This is a genomic window from Streptomyces pseudovenezuelae (assembly GCF_029892565.1).
Classification (GTDB): domain Bacteria; phylum Actinomycetota; class Actinomycetes; order Streptomycetales; family Streptomycetaceae; genus Streptomyces; species Streptomyces pseudovenezuelae_A.
The window spans coordinates 70736-94606 of the sequence record NZ_JARXVH010000028.1 but is presented as its reverse complement, the minus strand read 5'-3'; the positions used below and the strand labels follow the sequence as shown (position 1 = coordinate 94606).

Sequence of the window (23871 nt, the reverse complement as noted above, 5' to 3'; positions counted from 1 at the left end):
AAGCGCGGCAAGCCCCCGGTCAAGTGACCCCGATCAGGCGAGGGGTGGGCGAATTACGCAAACTTTCGGCGGGGGAATATCGCGAACGTCCACAACTGCTCCAAGACCGTCAACTCGCCGCCGCCGACCACGAGCTGCCGCATCTCCCGCACGTGCGGGATGTACGCGACACGGTCGTACACGGCCCCGTTGATGCGCTGGACGAAGGTCGGCGTGATCAATCTGTCCAGCGTCGTTTCCAGCGGCTCAGTGCTCTCGTCTCCGAACAGCAGCTCCGACAGGACGGCGGGCAGGTCGATTTCCTCGCTCATCAGTGATGCTTCCTTCTGCCCCGCAGAGGGGCGGACGTGTTCACGCGGTGATGCCCCACCTCGCGGTGTCGGCGCACTGACATCATGCTTTCGGAGATCAACGGCAGACAGGGCCAGCCTGTCCCCCTTGCTCCTGACTGCGGACTTGCCCAAGGGACGGGCTGCTGCCGCCGACTTCATCGGCGGCAGCAGCACTTTGCCCGGAGCGCTCCTCCGGGGAGGGAGGAGGGCCGCGGAATCCGTCCCCACCCGGTCCCGACAGATCACCCGCACCCCGGGGCGCGCGGTCAACCATGCCGACAGTGGGGCCACTTCAGCAGAATGGTTGAGCTTGACACTGGAACAGGCCATCGACAGCATCGGCCTCGCTCGGCAACATCAGCCGAAGCCCTCCCTGCCCGTCCCGTTGTCAGTGCGGACTGGCAGGATCACGAACCAAGCTGACCGAGACGAAGGCGGATGCAGATGAAGGTGCTTGTCAGTGGCGAGGTGCATGTTGACTACGGCCAGGTCTTTGTGGAGAGCGAAAGTGGCGAAGGCGACCTGCACGATGCCTTTACCGGGCAGGAGGGGGTCGGGCTCTGCGGGGGCGGGACTGACGGTCTGCTGTTTCTCCTGACCGGTCTGCGTATTGGCGGCGTTGGCTTCACTGTCGAGCTGCATGACAGCCGACCTGCGGTGGACGAGACGTGGGAGGAGATCGTCGAGGTCCCGTTCCGGCCGGTGTCGGAGGAGACGCGGCTGCGGCAGTGGAACTGGAAAAACTCTTGGGAGTTGGAACTGGAGAAGCAGGACTACCGCGTGCGCTACTCCGCCGTCGGTATGGATTCCGGCAGGCGTAAGGACGTCCGGGAGGACGACGAGCCTCAGACCGATGACCGGTATCTGCTGCAGTTGTGGCCTGCCGCGCCCGAACCGGCCCGACTGCTCAAGCAGACCAGCCGCGCAGCCGCGTCCTGGCATGCCTTCGCCACTTCGCCGGTGGGCTGACCGCCTGAACGGACCGGGTGCGGGCGGACACGGCAGCCGCTTTGTCATCTCGGGCTCCCCAGACCGTAGTTGACGGCTCAGCGTCACGGACCGCTCCCGCAGAAGACCGTGTCCTACGTGGTGAGGCGGACGGTGAGCCGTACATGCGGCGGGGCACGTGGAGTTGGATTGTTCCGGACAGGCTGTGGGAGATCGCGAAGCCGCTGACCCCGCCGTCGAGCGTGCGACCGCAGGGCGGCGGAACGCAGGACGCGCCTGATGAGCCGCTGTTCGCGGCCATCGTCTACGTCCTGGTCAGCGGTTGTGCCTGGCGTCAACTGCCGGCCTGCTTCGGGATATCGAATTCGTCCGCCCACCGCCGGTTCCTGGTCTGGTCCCGGGCCGGCGTCCGGGCCGCCTGCACGAAGCCGTGCTGCACTGCCTCGACGACGCCGGCCTCATCGACGTCACCCGTGTCGTTCTCGACACCACCCACGTCAGGGCGAAAAGGAGGGCGAACACACAGGTCCGAGCCCTGTGGACCGGAGGCGGATTCAAGGGGGCAAGCCGGGTTTCAAGATGCACGTCCTGTCGGACGCGAACGGACCGCCTCTCCTCGTCGGCATCTCTCTCGGCAACACCCACGACAGTGAAGGGCACCGCCCTCTCAGTGCTGGTCTGCCCACGGTGGTCCGTCAGCCGACGACGTCGTCGAACGGTCGCGGTGAGTTGTACCTCCTGCCTGATGGCCCAGCTGCCAAGCGGTGCCAGAGCGGCGGGCAGCGCGCGGCCGAGCTTCTTCGATGCACGCAATAGCGATGCGGTGAAACTTTTGGCGACCGGTCGGATCAGCGGTACTGCATCAACAGCATTTCGCTGCCGCTGCCGCTGCCGCTGCCGCTGCCGCTGCCGCGGGCATAGCGGTCATCCTCGACTGACCGTCCAGCCAGGCACAAACCGGATGAGCCGTCGGCCCAGAGCCGAGGAGCACTCCAGTCCACTTGATTGGGCGTGAGAAATCCGAGCCCGCGTGACCTACGGGTTGCCGGGTAGAAGAAGTCTTTCCAGCGGCGCGGTCGGCAGATGGGAAGCGATGCGTTTCATGAGCAGGTCAGGGAGTGTGCCAGCGACGGCTGGCGACTGGGAAGCGGGGGCGAAGCAGGATGCCTCAGGTCCTTCACCCGGGCCGGCGGAGTCGTCGAGACGCGCGACGTCCGGCCGGGGTTTCCCGTCGGCGGCCGCGCACAGCGGCCGAGTAAATGGTCTGGACGGACTGAGGACTGTTGCGGTGGCGATGGTCCTCGTCTACCACGTGAGGCCGGACCTGTTGCCGGGCGGCTCGGTCGCAGTGGATGTCTTCTTCACTATCAGCGGTTTTGTCATCACACGTCTGCTGCTCGCCGAGTACGCCCGCACGGGCGGCATCGGCCTGCGGAGCTTCTACCGGCGGCGCTGGCTGCGACTCGTCCCCGCCCTGCTGGTGGTCTGCGCGGTGTGCGTGGTGCTGTCGCTGACCACCTCACTGCGGGCGTTCGACGGCGCTTGGGCGGCTGCCGGCCTCGCGGCGGCGTTCGTGGTGAACATCGTGCGGGCCCTGCAGCCCGGCCCGTACTCCGACGTGACAGGACCGCTGGGGCACACATGGTCGCTCAGCGTAGAAGAGCAGTTCTACCTGCTGTGGCCGCTGGCGTTGCTGTTCCTGCTAAGGCGATTCCGGGCTCGTACGGTGCTGCTGTGCACCGCGGCACTGTGCGCGCTACCGGTGCTGTGGCGATACCACCTGTGGAACCCCGACGCGGCGCACCGCATCTACAACGGCACGGACACCCGCGCCGACCAGTTGCTCGCCGGCGCTTTGGTGGCAGTGGCCCTGGCCCGGTTGCGCGCCGACGATCCACGGCTGGCCATGCTGCGCAGCTGTGCCGGGCGACTGGCCTGGCCCGCGCTCGGCCTGCTGTTCCTGGTTGCCTTGAAGGTGCCGGTAACCGGCGGCGAGGGCGCCTGGAACGCAGTCTGGTACACCGTCGGGTTCTTGGCGGTCGCCATGGTGTCCGCCACGCTCGTCATGGGGCTCGTGCTGCGCCCGGATACCCGGCTCTCACGAGTGCTGTCCCTGGCGCCCCTGGCCTGGGTGGGCCGCAACCTCAGCTACGGCATCTACTTGTGGCACTACCCAATCATCCGTCTCCTGGGCTCCCTCGGGGTGAAGGACGGACGGATGTCGGCCACGGTGGTGCTGACCATGCTTATGGCTCTGCTGTCGTACGCACTCGTCGAGACCCCCTTCTTGCACAGAGGCCGACGAGTCCCCTCGGAGCCTGCACGCTGTGCTGCGGTGAGTAGCCCGACGGCAGCACCTCCATCGACGTGGCCCGAAGCCGACTGTGGAACGGGCCGGCAGCGAACCCGACGAGGCCAAGGCCCGGTACATGTTGACGGTATCTCCGGGAGGCCGACTGCGGCTGGGCCTCGTAGTGAGGGACCAGTCAGTGATGGTTCATGAGGCGGCCCAGTGTGTTCTCGACGTTCCAGCGACGACAGCTGCGCAAGCATTTCGCCGAACACACGGTAACCCTCGGCATCGACGTCAAAATCGTCCAACGACCCCTAATACTCCAGCCGTAGATCGCTGGTGCGACGTCGGACCGACCGCGCCTACGGGTGCGTGTCCGTGATCGCGATGACCTCGTCGAGGCGGTCCAGGGCAGCCTGCAAGTCGTCGATCTTGGCCCGGATGCGGTCCCGCTCGGCGCGCAGCATGGCTCGTTGCTCGGCGTCGGTGTGCCCGGCATCCCAGCACGGAAGGAGTTCCGTGATCCTTCGGCTGGTCAGGCCAGCGGCGAACATCTGCTGAAAGAAACGGACCAGGGGGACGGCATCCTGCCGGTAGAGGCGCTGGCCGGATGGGCTGCGCTCCGCGATGAGCAGCCCCTGCTGCTCGTAGTAGCGCACGGCGCGTACCGAGACGCCGGCACCCCGCGCCACCTCGCCGATGCGGATCAGCCGCTCGGCCGCAGCCTCTGTGACGGTCATGAATGATTCCTCTCAGCCCGGCCCTGATGACCAGCACTTGCCTCTGACGTTAACGTCAGGTTCTAGCGTACCGGGCATGGACATCAACAACTCAGTTGCCCTTGTCACCGGAGCCAACCGAGGCCTGGGCCGCGCCTTCGCCCAGCGCCTGCTCGAACGGGGCGCCCGCAAGGTCTACGCGACGGCTCGCCGGCCCGAGACCGTGGACCTGCCCGGGGTCGACGTGCTGCCGCTCGACATCGCCGATCCCGCATCCGTGAGGGCTGCGGCCGAGGCCGCCCCGGACGTCTCGCTGCTCATCAACAACGCGGGGATCCAGACGGGGACCGACCTGGTGAGCGGTTCGCTGGACGCGGTACGGCACGAGCTGGAGACGAACGTGTTCGGCCACTTGGGAATGATCCGGGAGTTCGCGCCGGCGCTCGCCAGGGACGGCGGGGGCGCGATCGTCAACGTCCTCTCCGCCATGTCATGGTTCGGGGGCAAGGGCGCCAATGCCTACCACCTGACCAAGGCTGCCGCCTGGGCCATGACCAACGGCGTCCGCCTGGAACTCGCCGAGCAGGGCACGCTCGTGACAGCGGTGCACCTCGGCCTGGCCGACACCGACATGGCCGCGGGCTGGCCCGTGGCCAAGATCGCGCCGTCGGACCTGGCCGACGCGGCGCTCGACGGTGTCGAGGCGGGCTCCGCCGAGGTCCTCGCCGACCAGTGGAGTCGGGACGTCAAGTCCCGGCTGCCGCTGGCGCCGGAAGAATTCAACGACGCGATGGACCGCGCCCTGGCGGCGCTAACGGCGGCATGAGGGGCCCCTCGGGCCGCATTGACTTCGGTCGGTTGCTTCTGAGCGCAGTCAATTAATACTCCATCCGCAGTTGTGGATTTTCATGTTGTGGCCTCGCGTCGGCGGTAGTCAGCCGCGGGCGCGGGCCCGGTGTCGACGACGCCATAGGGACCAGTGCAGACGATGGTCGCGTTGGTCGTTCGGGGATGCGGCGGGCAGGGCGAATAGTCACTGTATTTCGTTGCAGGTGAGGGCGATGAGTCCGGTGGGGGCGGGGTGTTCGTAGTGCTCGCCGGCGCGGATGACGGCCAGGAAGGCGTGGGCGAGCATTGCGAGGGTCACCCAGCGCAGCCAGGGGGTGTGGCGGCGGACCTGGTGCTCATCCAGGCCGGCGAGGCCCTTGCTGGCCTGGAAGGTCTCCTCGATCTTTCAGCGGGTTCCGGCGACGCGGACCAGGGCGGGCAGCGCTACGGGCCGTGGGCTGAAACAGCGGTAGAAGGTCACCTCGCCGGTGGTGCGGTTGCGGCGGATCAGTAGCTGACAGGTGGCCGCCGAGTGGGCGGGGATCAGGTCGACGGCGGCCTAGTCGTATCGGCGCGGGCCTTTTTCGCCGGCGCCCGCGGACAGTTGCTGCCAGCCGCGTCGGGGCACCTTGCCATCAGCACGTCGAGACGGAACTTGCCGCCGGGGGTGCGTACTTCGGTGCGGCAGGAGACGGCCATGACGTATCCCGTCCCGTGCGTGGCGATCACCGACAGCAGGGCCGGGTTGCCACCGTAGGCCTCGTCGCCGGTGACCCAGCCGGCCGTGTGACCGCCGGCCCAGAACCTCTCAAGCATCGCGGCGGCGAGCTGCGTCTTGGTGGCGTAACGCACCTCGTCGGGGTCCAGGCCCGCCCTGCGGTACCGCTCGGGATGGTCGGTCCATGCTCTGGGCAGGTACAACTCACGGTCAACGGCGGCGTGTCCACGCGGCGTGGCATGGGGTCCGGCATCGGCGGCCGGTGCGATGTGACCCGGGAGGCCTTCACGTCGGGGGACGGCGCGCCCAGTGCGTGACGATTCCACGGCTGTCCTGGTGCAGAATCATCCGGAAAATCTCCGAAACATTCGATCGCAACATTCGGTCAGCGGATACTGTCCGTTTACCCATAGCCCGGCAACCCATGCTGTGAATCGTTCAATGAGTGGTGTGAGCTGGAGGATTCCTCCCAGAACCTCGCGTATCTAGGTGGCGAATATTTCGCCACTGATACCGAAACTATTGACAGTTGTCAGGGCCAGTTCAACACTGGCGCCGTCGTGACCGTGTTGCCACGAGAACGAGGAGGAAGCACTCGCATGGACAACGCACCCGCACACACGACGGACCGTGAACACCGTGGACGTGGCCGCTTCAGGCTGTTGGCCAGCAGCGCCTGCACCCTGCTGTTGGCTCTGCTGGCGGCGATGACCCTGCCCGGCACCGCACGTGCCGACACGGTTGTCACCACGAATCAGACCGGGACCAACAACGGCTACTACTACTCGTTCTGGACCGACTCCCAGGGGACGGTCTCCATGAACCTCGGCTCCGGTGGCAACTACAGCACCTCATGGAGCAACACCGGTAACTTCGTGGCCGGCAAGGGCTGGAGTACCGGTGGGCGTCGGAGCGTGACGTACTCGGGGACCTTCAACCCGTCCGGCAACGGGTATCTGGCGCTGTACGGATGGACGTCGAACCCGCTCGTCGAGTACTACATCGTCGACAACTGGGGCACCTACCGGCCCACCGGAACGTACAAGGGCACCGTCACCAGTGACGGTGGGACGTACGACATCTACAAGACGACGCGGTACAACGCCCCCTCCGTGGAAGGCACGAAGACCTTCGACCAGTACTGGAGTGTCCGGCAGTCGAAGCGGACCGGCGGCACCATCACCACCGGCAACCACTTCGATGCCTGGGCGCGCGCCGGGATGCCCCTGGGCAGCTTCAGCTACTACATGATCCTTGCCACCGAGGGCTATCAGAGCAGTGGGAACTCCAACATCACAGTGGGCGGCACCAGTTCAGGTGGTGGCGGCAGCAGTGACAGTTGTGCCGCCACCCTGTCGGCCGGTCAGCAGTGGAGTGATCGGTACAACCTCAACGTCTCGGTCTCCGGCTCCAGCAACTGGACCGTGGCGATGAACGTGCCGTCCCCGGCGAAGGTCCTCTCCACCTGGAACATCGCCGCCACCTATCCGAGCAGTCAGGTGCTGAGCGCCAAACCCAACGGCAGCGGCAACAGTTGGGGCGCCACCATCCAGCCCAACGGCAACTGGACCTGGCCCACGGTCTCCTGCACCGCGAGCTGACCCCCGAACTCCCGAGGCTGGAGGACCACTTCGCATGAGAAACGGACCACGTTGCTCGTTACGCTCCCTGGTCGCCAGGTTGGCCGTCGTCGCCCTGGCCGCGGCGGGTACCCTCGCCGTCGGCGCGGCCGGCCCGGCGCAGGCCGCCACCTGCAATGGGTATGTCGGGCTCACCTTCGACGACGGGCCGTCCGGCAGCACGCCCACCCTGCTCAACGCGCTGAAGCAGAACGGCCTTCGGGCCACGATGTTCAACCAGGGGCAGTACGCGGCCTCGTACCCGTCCCAAGTCAAGGCGCAGGTCGACGCCGGTATGTGGGTCGGCAACCACAGTTACACCCACCCGCATCTGACTCAGCAGAGCCAGGCGACCATCGACTCGGAGATCTCCCGGACCCAGCAGGCCATCGCGAGCGCGGGTGGTGGCACACCCAAGCTGTTCCGGCCGCCGTACGGAGAGACCAACGCGACGGTGAAGGCCGTCGAGGCCAAGTACGGCCTGACGGAGATCATTTGGGACGTTGACTCGCAGGACTGGAACGGCGCGAGCACCGACGCGATCGTCCAGGCGGCCGGCCGGCTCACCAACGGCCAGGTCATCCTCATGCACGACTGGCCGGCCAACACGGTCGCGGCGATCCCGCGTATCGCCCAGGGGCTGGCCGCCCGCAACCTCTGCGCCGGGATGATCTCCCCGCAGACCGGCCGGGCCGTCGCCCCCGACGGCAGTGGCAACGGGGGTGGCAGCGGCGGCAGTTGTACCGCGAGCCTGTCGGCCGGTCAGCAGTGGAGTGATCGGTACAACCTCAACGTCTCGGTCTCCGGCTCCAGCAGCTGGACCGTGACGATGAACGTGCCGTCCCCGGCGAAGATCATCGCTACCTGGAACATCAGCGCCACCTATCCGAGCAGTCAGGTGCTGAGCGCCAAACCCAACGGCAGCGGCAACAGTTGGGGCGTCACCGTCCAGACGAACGGCAACTGGACCTGGCCCACGGTGTCCTGCGCCGCGAGCTGACGGGCAACGGGATCGGCCCGGCAACGCGACATGGTCGCCAAAGGGTGCGGGGAGCCGCGTAAGCGCCCCACACCCTTTGGCCACCGCCCCCTGACACCATCACCCCGGTCACATACGAGGCCGCCGGCGACAGTACGAACGCTCCCGTCCGCCCGAACTCCTCCGGCGCCCCGTACCCGCAACGAGACCGCGCCTCCGGCGACGGCCGGACGGTTTGCCCTCGCCTGGGTCCTCGCCCAAGACGGGGTCACGGCCGTCCCTGGAACGAAGCGGCGCACCTGGCTGGAGCGGAACGTCGCCGCCGAGGCCATCGACCTCGACCCCGCGACCGCGCGGGCCGTCGGCGCCGACCCGGCCCGCGCGATGCGCTTGCCGACCGAGACCGAGGCCACCGGACACTCGTGCACCCTCACGCAGGCAGAACTCGGCGTGGGTCGACCGCACTTCCCCGAACCATCCGTCGTCGGCCGACGCACCGCCGGGGCCCGCCTGCACCCGTACGCCGATCGTCAGCCCGCCGGGACCCGCTCGGCGGTCGTGCGCAGGCTCGGCCACCGCAGCCAGTGGCTGCGTAGCCCTCAACGGATGTCGTTTGTCGATGAGTTCGAATGTCATCCGAGGGTCTGTGGGGCTGTGAATGTCGGTGAGTTTCGATGTCACTCGGGTATGCGGATGCCGGGTCTCTGTGCGCCCGATCTGCTGCAGCCATGGGAGCCTGCGTCTGAAATCAAGATCCGAGGCGAGTGGGTGGGTCGCGTTTGGGTGGCGCTTTGCCGGTGCGGGGCGAGGACACTTGGGGCGGGATCCGTCCGGGTTTCAGCGTCCTAGAGAGGGGCCTTGTGGAGGCGTCGCCCTCTGCTGCCCAGGTGAAGACCATCGCGGAGATCGTGGTGGCGGTCCGCGAGGCTGACCATTGGCGGGCCGGTGTCCTGATGGAACGGTTTGTAGTGAATGCGGACCTGCCGGCGCTGCTCTCGCTGCGGGCGGCTCTCAGCGAGGTTCAGGCGTAACAGGTCTCCGGTCGAAGCCCCTGATGGGCGGGAGTGGCGGCATGTGGGCGGCGCCTGGTGTCGGCGTACACGTGAACTGCCCAGCTGCGTATGGACGAACGTGCTTGCTCAGTTGCTGACGTGCTGAGGGTTGTGAGTCGGCAGTCTGCTGTTGTCCCTTCGGGGGCGAGGACGGGCGACAGTGGTTTTAGGCAAGCTTCGCCAGCTGGTCAGACCAAGTGTCCGATGGTGGGGACGATCACTGCGGTTGAGATCGCCATGGAGACGGTGTTGCCGATGAACGGATGGAAGTCGTCGGGCAGCACTTTGGAGATCGGCCGTGCAATGACGGGGCAGAGCACCGCACCGCTCATGGCACCGAGGACGAGTGCGGTGACGCTGTTCCCGTGGGCCAGGACCGTTGCCGGCGCCACGGACACAACCGAAATGTAGGTAGGTGCCCATCCTCCATCGCGGTACAGGTGGCGCCAAATGATGATGCCGATGGCCGAAGTGAGAGCCTGCGCGAGCATGATCTTGGGCAGCAGCCCTGTGCCGTAGGAGGCGAACGACGGATTGAGCACGGTGGTGACGATCGCACCCACGATCAGCCCGATGCTTGCCCACTCGTTGGCGTAGAACTGGGTTTCGGTGAAGTCGGTGATGATCCGGCGAATCATCCATCTGGTGTCGCCCAGGAGCGTTGGGGCTGCCTTTTTGGCTACGACGGTCTCCTCCTGGGATTCGGGCTCGGAGGTGGGGCGCCTCATCCAGGGCAGCGCCCGGCACAGCAGGAAGGTGAGCGCGGCGCCGATGCTCATGGAAGTGGTGTTCGCTACGACCGGCGGGAGCGAGAGGGGCCCGGTGACATGGTCGATGAGCACCATGGCAAGCGGGGTTGTGAACGCACCGAGGATCGCACCGGTGAGCAGTTTCGTCCAGCCGCGGCCGTAGACCAGGATCACGGAGGTGGCGACACATACGAACGGGACGAAGGTCGGCTGCCACCCACTGTCGAGGCTGCCGCCGAACAGGGCGTTGGACAGTACTAGGCTGAGGCCGGCCGCGCCGAGCATCCACGGCCACAGCCCGGTGCCGTAGGCGATGGGCTCCCCGGCCCACCGCTTCTTCGCCCGCAGGGCCCACCAGCCGACGGTGGCTCCTGCGAGCAGGCCGAGCGAGGCGACCCAGGACTTGTAGAACTGCGGTTCGGTGATGTCCCCGAGAAGCCACTGCAGTCGTGCGACCAGCTCGTGGGGGACTTCCGAGGCCCAGTCCGGGTAGTCCGGCAGGGCATTGTGGCTGGACGGTACCGCGTTCAGGACGGCCAGCAGGGCTGCGAAGGCCCCCACGGTCAGCGCTCCGCCGAGCAGGAGTCCGGGCAGGGCCAGTTCGCGTCGGTTGTTCATCGCGTGTGTTGAGTCGACCGGAGACTGGGGTTGGGTCGGAATTGTCATCGTGGGATCCGCCTGAAGGGTCTGCTGGTGGCCAATGGGCTCAGATGCCTGGTCGGCTGCGGGTTCAACGGACCGTGGGGCTGCCGCCGGTGTAGCCGAGCAGCGGGTCGTAGAGGTCGATGCGGCGGTCGCGGGGGAGGTCGTTGAGTTCGCTCCAGACGACCGCCGAGCGGGAGGCGACGACGTCCATGTCGGCGTAGAGGATCTCTTCCTTCTCCGCGTCGGCGATGCCGGCGCTCGGCCAGCCGTTCACGCCGGTGATCAGTGAGCATCCGAGGAACTTGCCGCCTCGTTCCTCACCGACGCGGTTCGCGGCGATGATCGGGACGCTGTTGACGTGGGAGGCCCCCATCGTGAGGTAGCTGGCCATGCAGTTGCCGGCCTGGTCGAACAGGGGCGGTGGTGTCCACACCCAGTTGTTCACCGAGCAGATGATGTCGGCGCCCTGCGCCGTGAGGATTCGGGCTACCTCGGGGAACCAGATGTCCCAGCAGACGAGGAGGCCGATCCGCCCGATCTTGGTCTCGAAGACGGGGTAGGACGATCCGGGGGTGAAGATGAGCTTCTCCCGGTTCCACAAATGAGACTTGCGGTACTTGCCGATGAAGCCGTCGGGACCGATCAGGACGGCCGTGTCGTACAGGTGGACGCCGTCGATTTCTGCGATGCCGGCCACGATATAGACATCGAGCTGGCTGGCGAGTTCGATCCACTTCGTGCAGGTGGGGCCGTCCGGGACGGGCTCGGCGTGCGCATAAGCCTCTTCTCTGGTGTCGAAGGAGTAGCCGGTGCCGGCCAGCTCTGGCAGCACGATCAGTCGGGCACCGTTGCCGGCGCACTTGGTGATCTGCTCGAGGGTGGCCGCGACGTTGGCCTCCTTATTCTCAAGTCCGACCTGCGGGTCGGACTGGACGGCGGCGACGCGGAGCGGGCTCGCGGCCGGGTGGGTGGCCGAGCGGGGGGTTTCAGTCATGGCGGGGACTCCCTGTGGGTTTGGGTATTGCTTCTGACTCGACGGCGGCTGGGGTCACGTGGACAACGACGGCGTCACCGCTTCCGGTGACTCGATGTACCGATCGGGTTCGGCGGCGAACGCCGGGACGATCTCCTCGCGCGTGCGCCCGGAGGCGATGAGCGCGGCGAGCAGGATCCGCGCCTGGCTCGGACGCAGGTGGCCTGAGGAGATGGCGCCCGCGGCAACCAGGTCGACGCCGCCACCTCCGCCCCCGTACACCGGCTTGATGACGCCGGCCGCCACACGCGAGGAGAGGACCACGTGCACGCCGGCGCGTGTGCAGCGTTCGACCGCGGCGACGATTTCCGCGTTCGCGTTCCCGTAGCCGGTCGCCTGCAGGACGACTCCTCGGGCGCCCTTGGCGAGAACTGCCTCAAGGGCGGCCGCATCGGCCCCGGGAAAGGTCGCGACGATGTCGACACGCGTGCCTGCGATCACCACGCTGGGCGGCAGTCCGGTCGGGGCCCGCCGGAGCCTGGTGTGAACGCGAACGCAGCCGTCGCCGATGACCGTGCCCAGCGGACCATGGTCGGCGTCGAGGAACGCCGAGTCTGCGCTGTTGTGCACCTTGCGGGTTCCCCGCGCCGAGTGCAGCACGCCGGCGAAGCAGACCAGGACTCCGAGACCTCGGGCGTCGGCGGCCGCCGCGGCAGCGATCGCGTCGCAAAGGTTGCGCGGGCCATCGGTTGCCTGGTTGTCGTGGCTCAACTGGGCCCCGGTGAACACCACCGGCCGGGGGTCCTGGTGGAACAGATCGACCAGCATCGCCGACTCCTCGAGCGTGTCGGTGCCGTGCGTCACCACCACGCCGCAGGTGTCGATGTCGGCGAGCGCCTCCTTCACCAGGCGGCTGATCTCATCCATCTGCTCAAAGCCGATGTCGTAGCTGTTCCGGTTCATCGCCTCCACGACGCGCACCGACACACTCCCTCCGGCGGGAAGACCGGACATCAGGGTGGCGCCGGAGACGCTCGCGACCTTGGCGCCGTCCTCATCCGAGGTGCTGGCGATGGTTCCGCCCGTGGTGATGACGACTACTGTCCGCACAGCTGCCCAATCGTTTGCGCCAATCGATTGTGCTAATGTAGCCGGGGTCACATCGGGTGGCAAGAGGTCGCTTTTAAGGTCTCTCCGGCGGTGTCGCTCGGGGAGAGCTAGGGGGAACGCAGCGTGTCCAAACCGGTCAGGGACGATCTTCCTCATCTGGACAAGGCCGGCCGGCCGACACTGGCGACCGTTGCCACCCTCGCGGGAGTGCACCCCTCGACGGCCTCGCGGGCCCTGTCGAGTTCACTGAAGGGCGGCGTGCGCGTCGGTTCCGCCGACACCGTCGAAAGAATCCGCAGGATCGCCAAAGAACTCGGGTTCTCCCGCAACCTCCACGCGGCCGGGCTCCGGACGCAGCGCACATCACTTGCCGGTGTACTAGTCCCGCGCCTCACCGATCTCGTACTCGCGACAATCTATGAAGGCATCGACGAAGAGGCGCGCCACCACGGCTACCAGACGTTCGTGGCCAACACCAACGACGACGAGGCCGAACGCGCTTCCAAGACCGACATGTTGCTGGCCCGCCAAGTCGACGGGATCGTGCTCGGCGACGCGCGGATCGACCACGACGAAATCATCGAACAACTCCAGGCGCGCCGCGTGCCGTTCGTCCTGGTTAGCAGGCGGTCTCAGCACCATCCGAGCGTGACCTGCGACGACTACGCGGGAGGCCGCCTTGCCGCCCAACACCTCCTCGATCTTGGACACCGCAGGGTCGCGGTCATCGCCGGTGAGCAGTACGCCAGCACCGCCCTCGACCGCCTGCAAGGATTCGCCGACGTCTATCGCGAAGCCGGCCATCCCCTGGCTCCCGAACTCGTCGTCCCATCCCGGTTCGACGTCGCCGGAGGACGCCGTGCATGTCAACAGATCCTGAACACGTCCGGTGCTGCGCCCACAGGCGTCTTTGTCGTCAACGACTTCGCCGCCATCGGCGCTCTGGGAACGCTCCGGTCGGCGGGCCTGACCGCGGGTCGAGACATCGCCGTGATCGGATATAACGACATCTCGCTGGCCAGTGAACTGCCCCTGCCGCTGAGTTCGATCAGATCGCCGCTCCACGACATGGGAACCGAGGCTATGAGGCTCCTGCTCGCAGGAATGGAGGGAGCGGAGATGACTTCCAAGACCCTCAAGCCCAGCCTGGCGGCCCGTGAGAGCACCTTGGGAATAAGCACTCCGGCTTAAGCCGTGGAGTGGAGGTGCGTCACAGGAAACAGCCAGAAGTCCGACGCGCCAGGGCATGCCGGATGTCACCCGTCTGCCAGTTCAGGCCAACATCGGACTGATGCAATATACGAACCTGACGCGGCTCGATGTGTCGCCTTCCCCCTGACCGCACACACCCAACATCAGCACATCGCGGGACTGAGCACGTTCACGGGTACCCCGACACTTGGATGAACGGTGAAGCGGTGAAGCGGGCGGTAGCTGAGCCGCCGGTCGGGCGGGCAGTTTTCCCATGTGGGACACATCTATGTCGGAGAGATGCCGGGTGGCGGCTTGCCCTGACGGAACGGCTGTTGGCGGCTCAGGACTGCGCCGCGCGGCTGGGCAAGGAGAATCGTCAACTCTCTGAGGAGAATCGGCAGCTCAGGTTGTCGCGTTCCCGGACGCTTGAGCTTCTGAAGGCGGACCGGCCGCAGCTTTCCTCCACGGCGACCTGATTCCTGGCAGGTCGCTGGAGAGCATCCCCCGGCGCGAAGCGCCGGGGCGGGGGTCAGACTGTGGCTGCCTGTTCGGCTCGGGCTTTGGTCTGGGCGAGACGGTAGGGGGCTGTGCCGGTCTCGATGATGGCCGCGTCGAAGGTGAGCCGGTCTACGATGGCCGTGCAGAGCCTCGGATCACTGAACGTCTTCGTCCATCCGCCGAAGCTCTCGTTGGAGGCGATGGCGACGCTGTTCTTCTCCTCGCGTTCGGTCAGGACCTGGAACAGCAGCTCGGCGCCCCTGCGATCAAGCTCCATATAGCCTAATTCGTCAATACAGAGGAGATCGACGCGTCCGTATCGGGCGATCGTCTTGGTCAGCAGCCGCTCGTCGGCCGCCTCGACGAGCTCGTTCACCAGTTTCGTGGCGAGGGTGTAGCGGACGCGGTAGCCCTTCATCGCGGCCTCCGTGCCCAGCGCGATCAGCAGGTGCGATTTCCCGGTGCCCGAGTCGCCGATCAGGCAGAGGGGCTGTCCCTTCCTGACCCACTCGCAGGTCGCGAGGGTGTTGATCGTGGCGGCGTCGACGTTGGGGTTGGCGTCGAGATCGAACGCCCGCAGTGACTTCTCGCGCGGGAACGCGGCGGCCTTGATCCGCCGCTCCGAGCGCCGGCGGGCCCGGTCGTCGCACTAGGCCAGCAGCAGTTCGGCGAGGAAGCCCTTGTAGGACATCTGATCGCGCTTCGCGGCCTCGGCGAGGTCGGGGAACTGGCTCCGGATGGTGGGCAGCCGCAGCATCCGGCATGCCTGGTCGATGGCGGTGTCGGCGGCTTGTTCGGTCAGGCCGTGATGGCGTTGGGCACTCACGTCGCTTCTCCCTCGGTGGCCGGGGCACCGCCTGGGCGGCGGTGTCGCAACAGCTGGTCGTAGGGGGCCACCGAGGGCAGCGGCCGGGTGTCGGCCGGCAGATGCGCCATCCGCCAGTCGGACAGGAAGGTGACCGTCGCCCGCTGCCGCCCAGGCGGCTCGGGCAAGGAAACGTGGGCGGGAGCGGAGGCCGCCAGTTCGTCGGCTTCAGCGGCCTTGCGGGCCTCCAGGGCGACCGCGTCCGCGGTCAACGCGCCGGCCCGCAGAGCCGTGGCCAGTCCGGCGACGATGTGTTCGTGGCTCATGTGACGCCCCAGCAGCAGGACCTCGATCAGGGCCCTGGTGCCGTCCTTGTCGCCGTGGGCCGCCCGGGCGGCCGTCCACCAGTCGTCATGGACTGGCGTGAACTTCCCCGCGGACTTGGCCTGTTCGAGGGCGGTGGCGCTGGGGAAGGCGCCGGGCTTGCGGATCAGTGCCTCCAGATAGTGGTCCAGCTCCAGGCGCGAGCCGGCCTTCGTGCTCAGCCGCTCGTGGCGGGCGACCTCCCGGCCCTGGTCGTAGACGATGAGGTGGTTGGCGTGCAGCATCACCCTCACCGTCCGGCCGATCAGCCGGACCGGAACCGAGTAGCGGTTGGTCTGGACGGCGATCTGGCTGTAGCGGTCCACCCGCGGCGTGAAGAGCCGGCCCGTCTCGAACAGTTCGGTCGGCAGCGGCTTGAGCAACGGCGCCTCGGCGGCGAAGTACTCGCCCACCGTCCTCGCCCGCGAGCGGATTCTTCGGCCTTCGTCCTGAAGGTCCCACCGGTCGACCATCTCGTTGAGCTCGGCCACCGAGGCGACCTCGGGGACGGGGACGAAGTGGTTGCGCCGGAAGTACCCGATCTGGCCCTCGACGCCGCCCTTCTCGTGGGCGCCTTCGAGTCCTGGCCTGCAGTAGAAGCTCTCGATGCCCCAGTGTGTGCGAAACGCGGTCCACCGTTCGCTCTCCTTGCGGTGCCGGGCGAACCCGAGCACCTGGGCGACCGCGGCCTTCAGGTTGTCGTAGCGGACCTTGCCGCGAGGCGCGCCGCCCAGCACCGACAGCGCGTGAACGTGGCCCTCGAAGAACGCCGCCTGGCCGCAGGACGCGAATACCCGGTGGACCGCCTTGCCCGAGTACGACAGCCGGAAGGAGAACAGATAGCAGCGGGTCGCCACGCCGGCGAGCACGATGTGCACGTCTCCGAAGTCCACTTCTGCCTCGGTGCCCGGCAGATGGGTCTGTGGCACGAACACCTCAGACGGCCCCCGCCCTGCCTCCTGGCGGATCTCCCCACGACGTGTGGCGATGTAGCCGCGGACCATCTGGTACGAGATCCCCGTCGTCGTGTACTCGTCGAGCAGCCGGTCGAAGACCCGCTTGGCGGTGTGCCGCTGTTTTGGCGGAGCGTCCAGATCCTTGCGGAGCATCTCGTCGATCAGCGGCTTGTAGGGATCCAGCCTGGTCGGACGCGGGGGCAGCTTCTTGCGCGGCTCGGGCCAGACCAGATCCAGTGCCTTGCGGACCGTCTGCCAGGTCACCCCGTACTTGCGCTCCAGAGCACGCATCGACATCCCGGCGCGGTGGTCCCGACGGATCGCCGCGTACAGATCGGCCTTGGATTTCGACAGGCGCATCGGTGCCCCCAGCATGAGAAGCACAGCCATCGTCCCACCACAAGGCCCCAAGTGTCTCTAAAACTCAGCGACTTCACTTTCGCCGCCACGACAGTGCCATCCGCACTCAACGACAAACGACATTACGACTCACCTACAGAGCCACAGCCAGGGTTCTCCAGGCTGCTATGCGTCTCGCGAGGCACACCTACACCCACTCGCGGGTGTCCTTTACTTCCGGACGTCGATCCGCAGCACCAGCGCGAGCTGAGCCCCGGGGTTCCACGACTCTCCTCCGAACGCGCCCGCGGGTCTCGGGGATCGAGAAGGAGATCGAGATCCGGGGGTCCGGTGTGGGCGTGGTGGGTGTCCGTCCAGCTCACGCATGTTCAGTGAGGGTGGGCTGGACAGTAGGGCTGGTGGGGTTGCCCGGACAGTGGCCTGGAATGTGCCGGCTTCTGCAACTCAGGTGGGTGCTCCGGCGTCCCACTCCATGACGGACACCTGCTGATCACCGGGAGAGCGCGTGGCGAAGAGCGACCAGTCGAGGGATGCGGCGGGGGAGAGGGACCGCGAGAAGTGGATGGCGCGTTTCCAGGTACGGCTGGCGATGCAGCCGGGTGTGGACCGGGCGGTCGTGCTTGAGGCGGTGAAGGGTGTCACGGCGCATTGCGCGGAGACGGGAGAGGACCCGCAGACTGCCTTTGGTGATCCGGACGACTACGCGGTGCAGGCCGCCGCGCGGCTGGTGCCGGCGGACCGGGCGGCGCACGCGAGGCGGCGCAACGTCGTGGTGGACAGGTTCAGTTCGGTGCTCAAGAGGGTGAGGGATGTCCCCGGTCTGTGACCGGTTGGAGCGGCTTCTGCCATGGCTCGGCTAGCCGGTCGGTGCCGGTAAGAGGGTGTGCCCCCCGGCGCTTCGGGGCAGATATGGACGCTTTAGTCCTGTTTGCTCGGAGTGGACCGAGAGGTGGCGGGAGCCGAACACTCAGGCGATCTTGCGAGCGGCGACGCTGACGACAGCCCCCGTCGCCATGTCGTGGCGTTGCCCGCCTCCAAGGCGGTCACGCCTCCGTCCGGTCATTCGATCAGTGCCGTTGCCCCGGTGGGCACCGTGGTGTGCACCTTGATACCCGAGGTCCAGGTAGCGGAGTGGACGTGCCATCTCGTCGCGCATGACGCCAAGTGTGGCCCATCTGTACCGAGCTGGGAGATCCGGATGCGGAACCGCTCTGTGGCAGCGGATGCGCCCAGTTTCCGTCCGCGGTTTCCGGGCTGGTTGGCCGCTGCGGGTCAGCCGCGCACCGCGGCCAGGCACTCGTCGTACAGGTCCATGATCTCGCCCTTGCCGTCGTTGGCGACCCACGTCATCGATGCGGCATCCAGGCACGCGAACGCCGTCGCGATCACCGCGCGGACCTTCGCCCCCTCGTTGCCGGTAGCCGCGTCCATACGGGTCTCGACGAGCGGCAGCAGGTTCTCCTGGAATCGCAGTCGCTTTTCGAGCCAACCTGCACGCAGCGAGGCGGTGTTGTGCAGGAGACGGAACCGCTCCAGGGCGTGTTCTCGGCTGTCGTGCAAGGCCAGTACGGCAGCAACCCCTGCGCGCAGGGACTCCCAGACACCGGCATCGGCGGGCTGTTCGCTGATCGTGTCCATCAGGACCTGCCCGAACCGGTCCTGGCCGTCGCCGAGAAGGTCCTCCTTGGTGCCGAAGTAGCGGAAGAGGGTGCGCTGGGAGACGCCGGCCTCCCGGGCGATCTGGGCGATGGTCGTCTCGTCGTAGCCCTGCTCGGTGAACAGGCGTAGCGCCGTCTCGAGGATCTCCTGGGAAGCCAGCTGCCGTGTCCGGTCCCACAGCGTGGTCGGTGCGCCCGTCGCTGACTTGGCTTCCTGCTTCATGTCTCCAGACTAGCCCAGCACTGCCAGGCCGACACTCACATCACACTTGGCAGTCGCTGTCAGATAGGCGTACGCTGCCATGGTGGTGGCGCGGCACCGCCCACTGCCCCACGGACAGAGCCCCCGCCCAGAAGTACGCAAGGAGCGCATCATGCCTGCACCCACAGCTTTGATCACCGGTGGAACCAGCGGCATCGGCAAGGCGACCGCCGAAATACTCCACTCCCGCGGCTACCGCGTCATGGTCACTGGCCTCGGCAATGTCGCCGACGCCGCACTTCCCGAAGACGTCACGGCTGTCCGGGCCGACGCACGGTCCCTGCCGGACCTCGACCAGGTGATGGACCAGGCGCGCCGGCAACTCGGCTCCCTCGACCTGCTCTTCCTCAACGCGGGCGTCTCCCGCCCCGGCTCGATCGAATCAACCGACGAAGACGCCTTCGACGCCCTGTTCGACATCAACGTCAAGGGAAACTTCTTCACCCTGCAAAAGGCGCTGCCGCTCCTCAACGAGGGCGCCTCGGTCGTGTTCACCGTGGGCGCCGCCGAAGGACTCGGCGCCGCGATGACAGCGGCCAAGGGTGCTCTGCTGCCCCTCATGCGGTCCCTCGCGCTCGAACTCGCCCCCCGCCGCATCCGCGTCAACGCGGTCAGCCCGGGAATGATCAACACCCCTGTCTACAGCAAGATGGGTGTCTCCCAGGAAATGATCGACTCCTGGGCCCGGGACGTCCCGCTCGGCCGCGTCGGCGCTCCCGCCGACATCGCCGAAGCCGTGGCCTTCCTCGCCTCGGACGCCGCCGGCTACATCACCGGCGACAACCTCACCGTCTCCGGCGGCATCGGTGTTCACTCCAACGCCTGACGAGTAATTTGGCTCTGTCCTGGAAGGCTCACCGGGTCCGATGCCCAGGCTGTGGCCCTGGCGAACCAACGGCCCGTGCGGGAAGCCGGCCCCGCCGCGCTTCGTTCTCCACCACGGACAGGTGGGCCGCTCTCCTTCCATGCCCGTGTGTCCCGCCGTGCTCTTGGAACTGACCGCTGCCGAGCGCCACCGCCTCAAGAAGACGGCCTACGGCCACAAGACCCCGCACCAGGCACGCCAGCGGGCGACAATCGCGCTCCTGACAGCACGAGGCCGCAGCAACGCCCAGGTCGCCGCTGAAACCCACCTGCACCTGGACACCGTGCGCCGCCGGCGCAGCCGATTCGCGGCCGGCCGGGTGCCCGCCCTGGCCGACCGCAAGCGGTCGGGGCGGCCTCCAACGTTCACCGCACTGCAGGGGGGTGCTTCTATCTGTTCGGTCAAGGTCTGTGGGTTTGGTCAGGCTGTCTGTTGGCGCCCGGGCTGGTAGAGGGTGCGGTGTTTGAGCATGGCGTGCAGGACGTCGACGCGGCGGCGGGTGAGGCAGATGAGGGCTGCGTTGTGGCGTTTCTTCTCCGCCCGTTTCCTGTCGTAGTAGGCCCGCGATTCTGGGCTGCTCAGCGAGGCGAACGAGGCGAGGAACAGGGCCCGTTTGAGCATCTTGTTGCCGCCACGGGGCGGTCCTTCGCCCCGGATGGAGGTTCCCGAACGACGCGTGGTGGGGGTCAGTCCCGCATAGGAGGCCAGGTGGGCGGCGGTGGGGAATGCGCCGGCGTCGCCGACCTCGGCCAGGATGCGGGCACCGGTCCTGACCGCGACCCCGGGCATGGAGGTCAGGACCTTCGCGAGAGGGTGGGCCCCCAGCAGTGCGGCGATGCGAGTCTCCAGAATGTCCCGGCGCCTGAGGAGGACCGCGAGGGCCTCGGCCAGGCCGGAGACGATCTCGCCTGCCGAGGCGGTGCCGGGGACCTGCACCGTCTGCTCGGCCAGAGCGGCGACCATCCAGTGCCGCCAGGACCGGCGACAGCACCCCCCGGATCATCAAGGACAGGGGCAACGAGTCATACCGGCCCCGGAGGCCACGAGCCCGAACCGGGCTCTACAAGAAAGGTAATGGGCTGACCCGGTGCCCGTTCGGGAAGGAGGTCTACCCCGGGGCTTCTACCGGGTGGCGCGGGGAGCTGGTAAGCAGGGCGGGAACGCCGCCACGTCTCCCGAAAGGCCGCCCATGCGCGCGCAGGATCCCGCGAAGGACCCCGACCGAGCAGCCCGCGGCGGCCGTCTGCGGGCGGCCGACCCCGCGGCGCCGCGGCCCGCGGCCGGCCCGGCGGCACAGATGCTCGCGCTCCAGCGCACCATCGGCAACGCCGCGGTGGCCCGCCTGATAGACGCGGCCCGGCACACACACGGGCCCGGGTGCGGCCACCAGGAGGCGCCGGTGCAGCGCTCCGCCGTCCATGAGGCGCTGCGCGGCCCGGGGCAGCCGATGGCGGCGCCGCTGCGCGCGGAGATGGAGTCCCGGCTGGGCGCCGACTTCTCCGACGTACGGCTGCACACCGACGCGGCGGCGCGGCGCTCCGCCTCCGGCATCGGCGCCCGGGCCTACACGTCCGGCAGCCACATCGTGGTCGGCGCGGGCGGCACGGACCGGCACACCCTCGCCCATGAGCTGACGCACATCATCCAGCAGCGCCAGGGGCCGGTGGCGGGCACCGATCACGGGGACGGGCTGGCGCTGAGCGACCCGTCGGACCGGTTCGAGCGGGCGGCGGAGGAGAACGCGGCGCGGGTGATGAGCGGCCCGGCGCCGCAGGCCGCGGTGCAGGCGGAGCCGGCCGCGCGGCCGGTGGCCGGCCCGCGTGCGGCGCCGGTGCAGCGCCGGCTGTCGTACGGTCCGTGGTCGCGGAAGCACGTCCAGGACGGGGAGTTCATGTCGTTGCTGGAGGCGGCGGACCCGGGTGCGCGGGCGCGGGGTATCGAGGCGCCGTTCGCGTCGCTGGTGCGGCAGGTGGAGCAGGCCGGGCGGCAGGTGCACTTCCGGGAGGAGAAGCCGCCCCGGGGCCGGGCGGCGTTCTCGGTGGTAGAGGGCGAGGGGGTCCTCGCGATCGACCCTCCGTCGGCCACCGCGAGCGCCAAGGAGCTGCGGGCGTTCGCCACCACGCTCGCCCATGAGCTGCAGCACGCCGTGGACTTCACGGAGAAGCGGTTCCCGACCGACCGGAAGGCGGAGTATCCGGGAGACGACGACACGAAGCGGAAGACCGGGCAGATCTCGGCGGAGCTGCGGGCGTTCGGCGTGGAGGCGGCCGCCGCGGCGAAGCTGGCGCTCGGCGACCACTACGAGGAGGCGGAGAAGCCGTTCAGCAAGCTGGTGTCGGGGCTGGGGTCGTCGTCGATCTCGCCGGAACAGCAGACGATGGTGCAGGAGTTCCAGCAGATCGCGTCCTTCGAGGCGGCCGGGAAGGACCCGCTGCTCGCGCTGCGCAAGGTCGGTGTGGCGCAGAGCCGGATTCTGGACCGTCTCGCCGCCTATCTCCTGCAGTACGGCATGATGCCCGAGCCCGGCCCCGACAAGGCCCTGGCCTGGCTGGAACAGAACCCGAAGGTGGTACAGCTCGGGCTCGTCGAGGGCGCGGGGCTCTTCCACGCCCGGCGGCCGCAGCTGCGGAAGTGAGCGCGCCGGGCCCGGGGGCGGTCAGGAGCCGCCGCATTCCTCGACCGTCTTAAGGACGGAGGGCAGCGGATACCAGTCAGTGGTGGCGAAACTGGCGTAGGCGTAGGCGAGCCGGCGGACGCGGGCGAGGGCGTCGGCCTCGGTGGGGCGGGTGCCGTCGATCTCCGGGGCCACCTTGTGGGCGTCCGCCATGATCAGCGGGTAGTGGCGACTGTCGTACCAGGCGGTGTCGGTGCCGTCGGTGAGGTACTTCGAGGCGTCGTCGTCGAAGACGACGAACGGGGGGCGCAGCGGGGGCGAGGGTCGCCGGCGGAGGCGCCGTGCACGGCGGGGAAGGCCGTGGAGCGGACGAGGTCGCCCTTGGCGGCGAGGTCCTTGGTCAAAACGATAGATACCGCTGCATTTGGGAATGCGTGGCACAAAGCCATAACGCCCTCACTCCCACCGCGAAGCAAAGGTTGTCGCATCCATGAGCGCCGCCGAACTCACCGCCCGCATCCACGAGGTCGTTGCCCATCCGCTGACCGGTGACGCCGGCTTCGACATTCACCGAGCTCTGCGTGACGTCCTCGTGCCGGCCGGCCTGCGCCCCGAGGACAGCGGCGGAAGGATCACGTTCAACGGGAGCGACCCGATCGTCCCGAGCACCATGCGTCTGGGCGCCGTCTCCGCGCTCGGTCTGACCGCCAAGTCATCGCTGTCGACCCCGACCCGGTCGGCCTGCGGGGGCTTGTCGAACTCGTCGAACAGGGCAGGCTGCGGGTCCACGTGCAGGAGACGTTCCCGTTCGAGCGCGTCGCCGACGCGCACCGGCTGCTCGACGGCGGGCACCTCCAGGGCAAGGCCGTCCTCACCGTCTGATCCCGCCGCGCGGCCTCATGTGAGCGAGGCCCAGGCCGAGTTGCAGATCCACGTGCTCGAAGTGTTCTCAGGGGGCTCGATCGAGCCGATGACGCACAAGCATTCACCGAGGGGGTCCTCATGGCCATCATTCAAGACGACACGCTCCTCACACGAGAGGGGCGAGCTGTGGCGAATCAGTGGCGAGGTGGCGTCCGGCCTTGCCCACCAGGGGGATCCGGCGCGGATGTGTCGTCGCGGTTCAACTCCCGAACCGGCTCGAGTTCGTCTACGTGCTAGCCGCGGTCGTTCGCTTGGGCGCCGTGTTCTGTCAGTTCCGCCGGACTATCGCGCACGCGAGATCGAGTTCATCTTCCGGTTCTCCGAGGCGCACACGTTGGTGGTGCCGGACCGGTTCACCCAGCCTCGGCCGTAGTCGACCGATGTCGCCCCGACCTGCCCGCTTGTCC

General features: G+C 67.8%; 19 protein-coding genes and 6 pseudogenes. 13 read left to right on the top strand and 12 right to left on the bottom strand.

Annotated features, from left to right (window positions below):
* Positions 1-53: 53 nt before the first annotated feature.
* A complete protein-coding gene (locus M2283_RS46825; protein ID WP_280882715.1) occupies positions 54-311 on the bottom strand; it encodes a hypothetical protein in 258 nt (85 codons plus the stop codon).
* Positions 312-776: 465 nt separating this feature from the next.
* Here M2283_RS46825 and M2283_RS46820 point away from each other — a divergent pair, with 465 nt between their 5' ends.
* The 3 genes and pseudogenes from M2283_RS46820 (at position 777) to M2283_RS46810 (ending at position 3783) form a co-directional block, all read left to right on the top strand.
* Positions 777-1301, top strand: a complete 525-nt coding sequence (locus tag M2283_RS46820; protein WP_280882714.1) for a hypothetical protein — start codon at positions 777-779, stop codon at positions 1299-1301.
* A gap of 143 nt (positions 1302-1444) precedes the next feature.
* Positions 1445-1967, top strand: a pseudogene (locus M2283_RS46815) (transposase); the annotation flags it as partial.
* Positions 1968-2373: 406 nt separating this feature from the next.
* On the top strand, positions 2374-3783 hold the full coding sequence (locus M2283_RS46810; RefSeq protein ID WP_432423235.1) for an acyltransferase family protein: 1410 nt from the start codon (positions 2374-2376) through the stop codon (positions 3781-3783).
* 152 nt (positions 3784-3935) lie between these two features.
* Here M2283_RS46810 and M2283_RS46805 read toward each other — a convergent pair whose 3' ends face one another.
* A complete protein-coding gene (locus tag M2283_RS46805; RefSeq protein ID WP_280882713.1) occupies positions 3936-4313 on the bottom strand; it encodes a MerR family DNA-binding transcriptional regulator in 378 nt (125 codons plus the stop codon).
* A 76-nt stretch (positions 4314-4389) separates the two neighbouring features.
* Here M2283_RS46805 and M2283_RS46800 point away from each other — a divergent pair, with 76 nt between their 5' ends.
* Complete coding sequence (locus M2283_RS46800) at positions 4390-5118, top strand: SDR family oxidoreductase (RefSeq protein ID WP_280882712.1); 729 nt, start codon at positions 4390-4392, stop codon at positions 5116-5118.
* An 80-nt stretch (positions 5119-5198) separates the two neighbouring features.
* Here M2283_RS46800 and M2283_RS52160 read toward each other — a convergent pair.
* Positions 5199-6080: pseudogene (locus M2283_RS52160) on the bottom strand (IS701 family transposase); the annotation flags it as partial.
* Between the two features lie 357 nt (positions 6081-6437).
* On the opposite strand from M2283_RS52160, the gene M2283_RS46785 reads away from it, so the two are divergent.
* Both M2283_RS46785 and M2283_RS46780 read left to right on the top strand, forming a co-directional pair.
* Complete coding sequence (locus M2283_RS46785; RefSeq protein ID WP_280882709.1) at positions 6438-7439, top strand: glycoside hydrolase family 11 protein; 1002 nt, start codon at positions 6438-6440, stop codon at positions 7437-7439.
* Positions 7440-7473: 34 nt separating this feature from the next.
* On the top strand, positions 7474-8457 hold the full coding sequence (locus M2283_RS46780) for a polysaccharide deacetylase family protein (RefSeq protein ID WP_280882708.1): 984 nt from the start codon (positions 7474-7476) through the stop codon (positions 8455-8457).
* Between the two features lie 73 nt (positions 8458-8530).
* Here M2283_RS46780 and M2283_RS46775 read toward each other — a convergent pair.
* Positions 8531-8632 (bottom strand): annotated as a pseudogene (locus M2283_RS46775) (SDR family oxidoreductase); the annotation flags it as partial.
* 691 nt (positions 8633-9323) lie between these two features.
* Here M2283_RS46775 and M2283_RS46770 point away from each other — a divergent pair.
* The gene (locus M2283_RS46770) at positions 9324-9467 is read left to right on the top strand and encodes a hypothetical protein (RefSeq protein WP_280882707.1); all 144 of its coding nucleotides are present in this window, start codon (positions 9324-9326) and stop codon (positions 9465-9467) included.
* A 209-nt stretch (positions 9468-9676) separates the two neighbouring features.
* Here the strand turns inward: M2283_RS46770 and M2283_RS46765 are convergent, their stop codons facing one another.
* From M2283_RS46765 to M2283_RS46755, 3 genes are all read right to left on the bottom strand, one after another.
* Positions 9677-10855: a hypothetical protein gene (locus tag M2283_RS46765; protein ID WP_280882706.1), complete on the bottom strand. Its 1179-nt coding sequence runs from the start codon at positions 10853-10855 to the stop codon at positions 9677-9679.
* A 112-nt stretch (positions 10856-10967) separates the two neighbouring features.
* Positions 10968-11876 carry a nitrilase family protein gene (locus tag M2283_RS46760; protein ID WP_280882705.1) on the bottom strand — a complete coding sequence of 303 codons (909 nt, stop codon included), beginning with the start codon at positions 11874-11876 and terminating at the stop codon, positions 10968-10970.
* Positions 11877-11930: 54 nt separating this feature from the next.
* The gene (locus M2283_RS46755; RefSeq protein WP_280882704.1) at positions 11931-13121 is read right to left on the bottom strand and encodes an asparaginase; all 1191 of its coding nucleotides are present in this window, start codon (positions 13119-13121) and stop codon (positions 11931-11933) included.
* On the opposite strand from M2283_RS46755, the gene M2283_RS46750 reads away from it, so the two are divergent.
* Positions 13089-14156, top strand: a complete 1068-nt coding sequence (locus M2283_RS46750) for a LacI family DNA-binding transcriptional regulator (protein WP_280882703.1) — start codon at positions 13089-13091, stop codon at positions 14154-14156. The genes M2283_RS46755 and M2283_RS46750 overlap by 33 nt on opposite strands.
* 532 nt (positions 14157-14688) lie before the next feature.
* On the opposite strand, the pseudogene istB reads toward M2283_RS46750, so the two are convergent.
* Both istB and istA read right to left on the bottom strand, forming a co-directional pair.
* Positions 14689-15483, bottom strand: a pseudogene (gene istB, locus M2283_RS46745) (IS21-like element helper ATPase IstB).
* Positions 15480-17141, bottom strand: a complete 1662-nt coding sequence (gene istA, locus M2283_RS46740; RefSeq protein ID WP_280882718.1) for an IS21 family transposase — start codon at positions 17139-17141, stop codon at positions 15480-15482. The pseudogene istB and the gene istA overlap by 4 nt, the downstream one beginning before the upstream one ends.
* Before the next feature lie 505 nt (positions 17142-17646).
* Here istA and M2283_RS46735 point away from each other — a divergent pair.
* Positions 17647-17967: a hypothetical protein gene (locus tag M2283_RS46735; protein WP_280882702.1), complete on the top strand. Its 321-nt coding sequence runs from the start codon at positions 17647-17649 to the stop codon at positions 17965-17967.
* A 446-nt stretch (positions 17968-18413) separates the two neighbouring features.
* Here the strand turns inward: M2283_RS46735 and M2283_RS46730 are convergent, their stop codons facing one another.
* Positions 18414-19022, bottom strand: coding sequence for a TetR/AcrR family transcriptional regulator (locus tag M2283_RS46730; protein WP_280882701.1), 609 nt, complete (start codon positions 19020-19022; stop codon positions 18414-18416).
* A 151-nt stretch (positions 19023-19173) separates the two neighbouring features.
* Between M2283_RS46730 and M2283_RS46725 the strand changes: the two genes are divergently transcribed.
* Together M2283_RS46725 and M2283_RS46720 are read left to right on the top strand one after the other, a co-directional pair.
* Positions 19174-19887, top strand: coding sequence for an SDR family NAD(P)-dependent oxidoreductase (locus tag M2283_RS46725; RefSeq protein ID WP_280882700.1), 714 nt, complete (start codon positions 19174-19176; stop codon positions 19885-19887).
* A 40-nt stretch (positions 19888-19927) separates the two neighbouring features.
* Positions 19928-20377, top strand: a complete 450-nt coding sequence (locus M2283_RS46720; RefSeq protein WP_348538986.1) for a helix-turn-helix domain-containing protein — start codon at positions 19928-19930, stop codon at positions 20375-20377.
* Here the strand turns inward: M2283_RS46720 and M2283_RS46715 are convergent.
* A pseudogene (locus M2283_RS46715) lies at positions 20347-20889 on the bottom strand (transposase); the annotation flags it as partial. The gene M2283_RS46720 and the pseudogene M2283_RS46715 overlap by 31 nt on opposite strands.
* Positions 20890-21115: 226 nt before the next feature.
* Between M2283_RS46715 and M2283_RS46710 the strand changes: the two are divergent.
* Positions 21116-22561, top strand: a complete 1446-nt coding sequence (locus M2283_RS46710) for an eCIS core domain-containing protein (protein ID WP_280882697.1) — start codon at positions 21116-21118, stop codon at positions 22559-22561.
* 21 nt (positions 22562-22582) lie between these two features.
* Here the strand turns inward: M2283_RS46710 and M2283_RS46705 are convergent, their stop codons facing one another.
* Complete coding sequence (locus M2283_RS46705; protein WP_280882696.1) at positions 22583-22753, bottom strand: hypothetical protein; 171 nt, start codon at positions 22751-22753, stop codon at positions 22583-22585.
* Positions 22754-23245: 492 nt separating this feature from the next.
* On the opposite strand from M2283_RS46705, the pseudogene M2283_RS46700 reads away from it, so the two are divergent.
* Positions 23246-23422, top strand: a pseudogene (locus M2283_RS46700) (zinc-binding dehydrogenase); the annotation flags it as partial.
* Positions 23423-23871: the final 449 nt, after the last annotated feature.

Bases quoted from the DNA above. Each gene is read 5' to 3' on its own strand.
- M2283_RS46755 (WP_280882704.1), bottom strand. From the start codon at position 13,121: ATGAGGAAGATCGTCCCTGACCGGTTTGGACACGCTGCGTTCCCCCTA.
- M2283_RS46810 (WP_432423235.1), top strand. From the start codon at position 2,374: ATGCGTTTCATGAGCAGGTCAGGGAGTGTGCCAGCGACGGCTGGCGAC.
- M2283_RS46805 (WP_280882713.1), bottom strand. From the start codon at position 4,313: ATGACCGTCACAGAGGCTGCGGCCGAGCGGCTGATCCGCATCGGCGAG.
- M2283_RS46800 (WP_280882712.1), top strand. From the start codon at position 4,390: ATGGACATCAACAACTCAGTTGCCCTTGTCACCGGAGCCAACCGAGGC.
- M2283_RS46825 (WP_280882715.1), bottom strand. From the start codon at position 311: ATGAGCGAGGAAATCGACCTGCCCGCCGTCCTGTCGGAGCTGCTGTTC.
- M2283_RS46730 (WP_280882701.1), bottom strand. From the start codon at position 19,022: ATGAAGCAGGAAGCCAAGTCAGCGACGGGCGCACCGACCACGCTGTGG.
- M2283_RS46760 (WP_280882705.1), bottom strand. From the start codon at position 11,876: ATGACTGAAACCCCCCGCTCGGCCACCCACCCGGCCGCGAGCCCGCTC.
- M2283_RS46705 (WP_280882696.1), bottom strand. From the start codon at position 22,753: ATGGCGGACGCCCACAAGGTGGCCCCGGAGATCGACGGCACCCGCCCC.
- M2283_RS46780 (WP_280882708.1), top strand. From the start codon at position 7,474: ATGAGAAACGGACCACGTTGCTCGTTACGCTCCCTGGTCGCCAGGTTG.
- M2283_RS46710 (WP_280882697.1), top strand. From the start codon at position 21,116: ATGCGCGCGCAGGATCCCGCGAAGGACCCCGACCGAGCAGCCCGCGGC.
- M2283_RS46720 (WP_348538986.1), top strand. From the start codon at position 19,928: ATGCCCAGGCTGTGGCCCTGGCGAACCAACGGCCCGTGCGGGAAGCCG.
- M2283_RS46765 (WP_280882706.1), bottom strand. From the start codon at position 10,855: ATGAACAACCGACGCGAACTGGCCCTGCCCGGACTCCTGCTCGGCGGA.
- M2283_RS46785 (WP_280882709.1), top strand. From the start codon at position 6,438: ATGGACAACGCACCCGCACACACGACGGACCGTGAACACCGTGGACGT.
- istA (WP_280882718.1), bottom strand. From the start codon at position 17,141: ATGCGCCTGTCGAAATCCAAGGCCGATCTGTACGCGGCGATCCGTCGG.
- M2283_RS46725 (WP_280882700.1), top strand. From the start codon at position 19,174: ATGCCTGCACCCACAGCTTTGATCACCGGTGGAACCAGCGGCATCGGC.
- M2283_RS46820 (WP_280882714.1), top strand. From the start codon at position 777: ATGAAGGTGCTTGTCAGTGGCGAGGTGCATGTTGACTACGGCCAGGTC.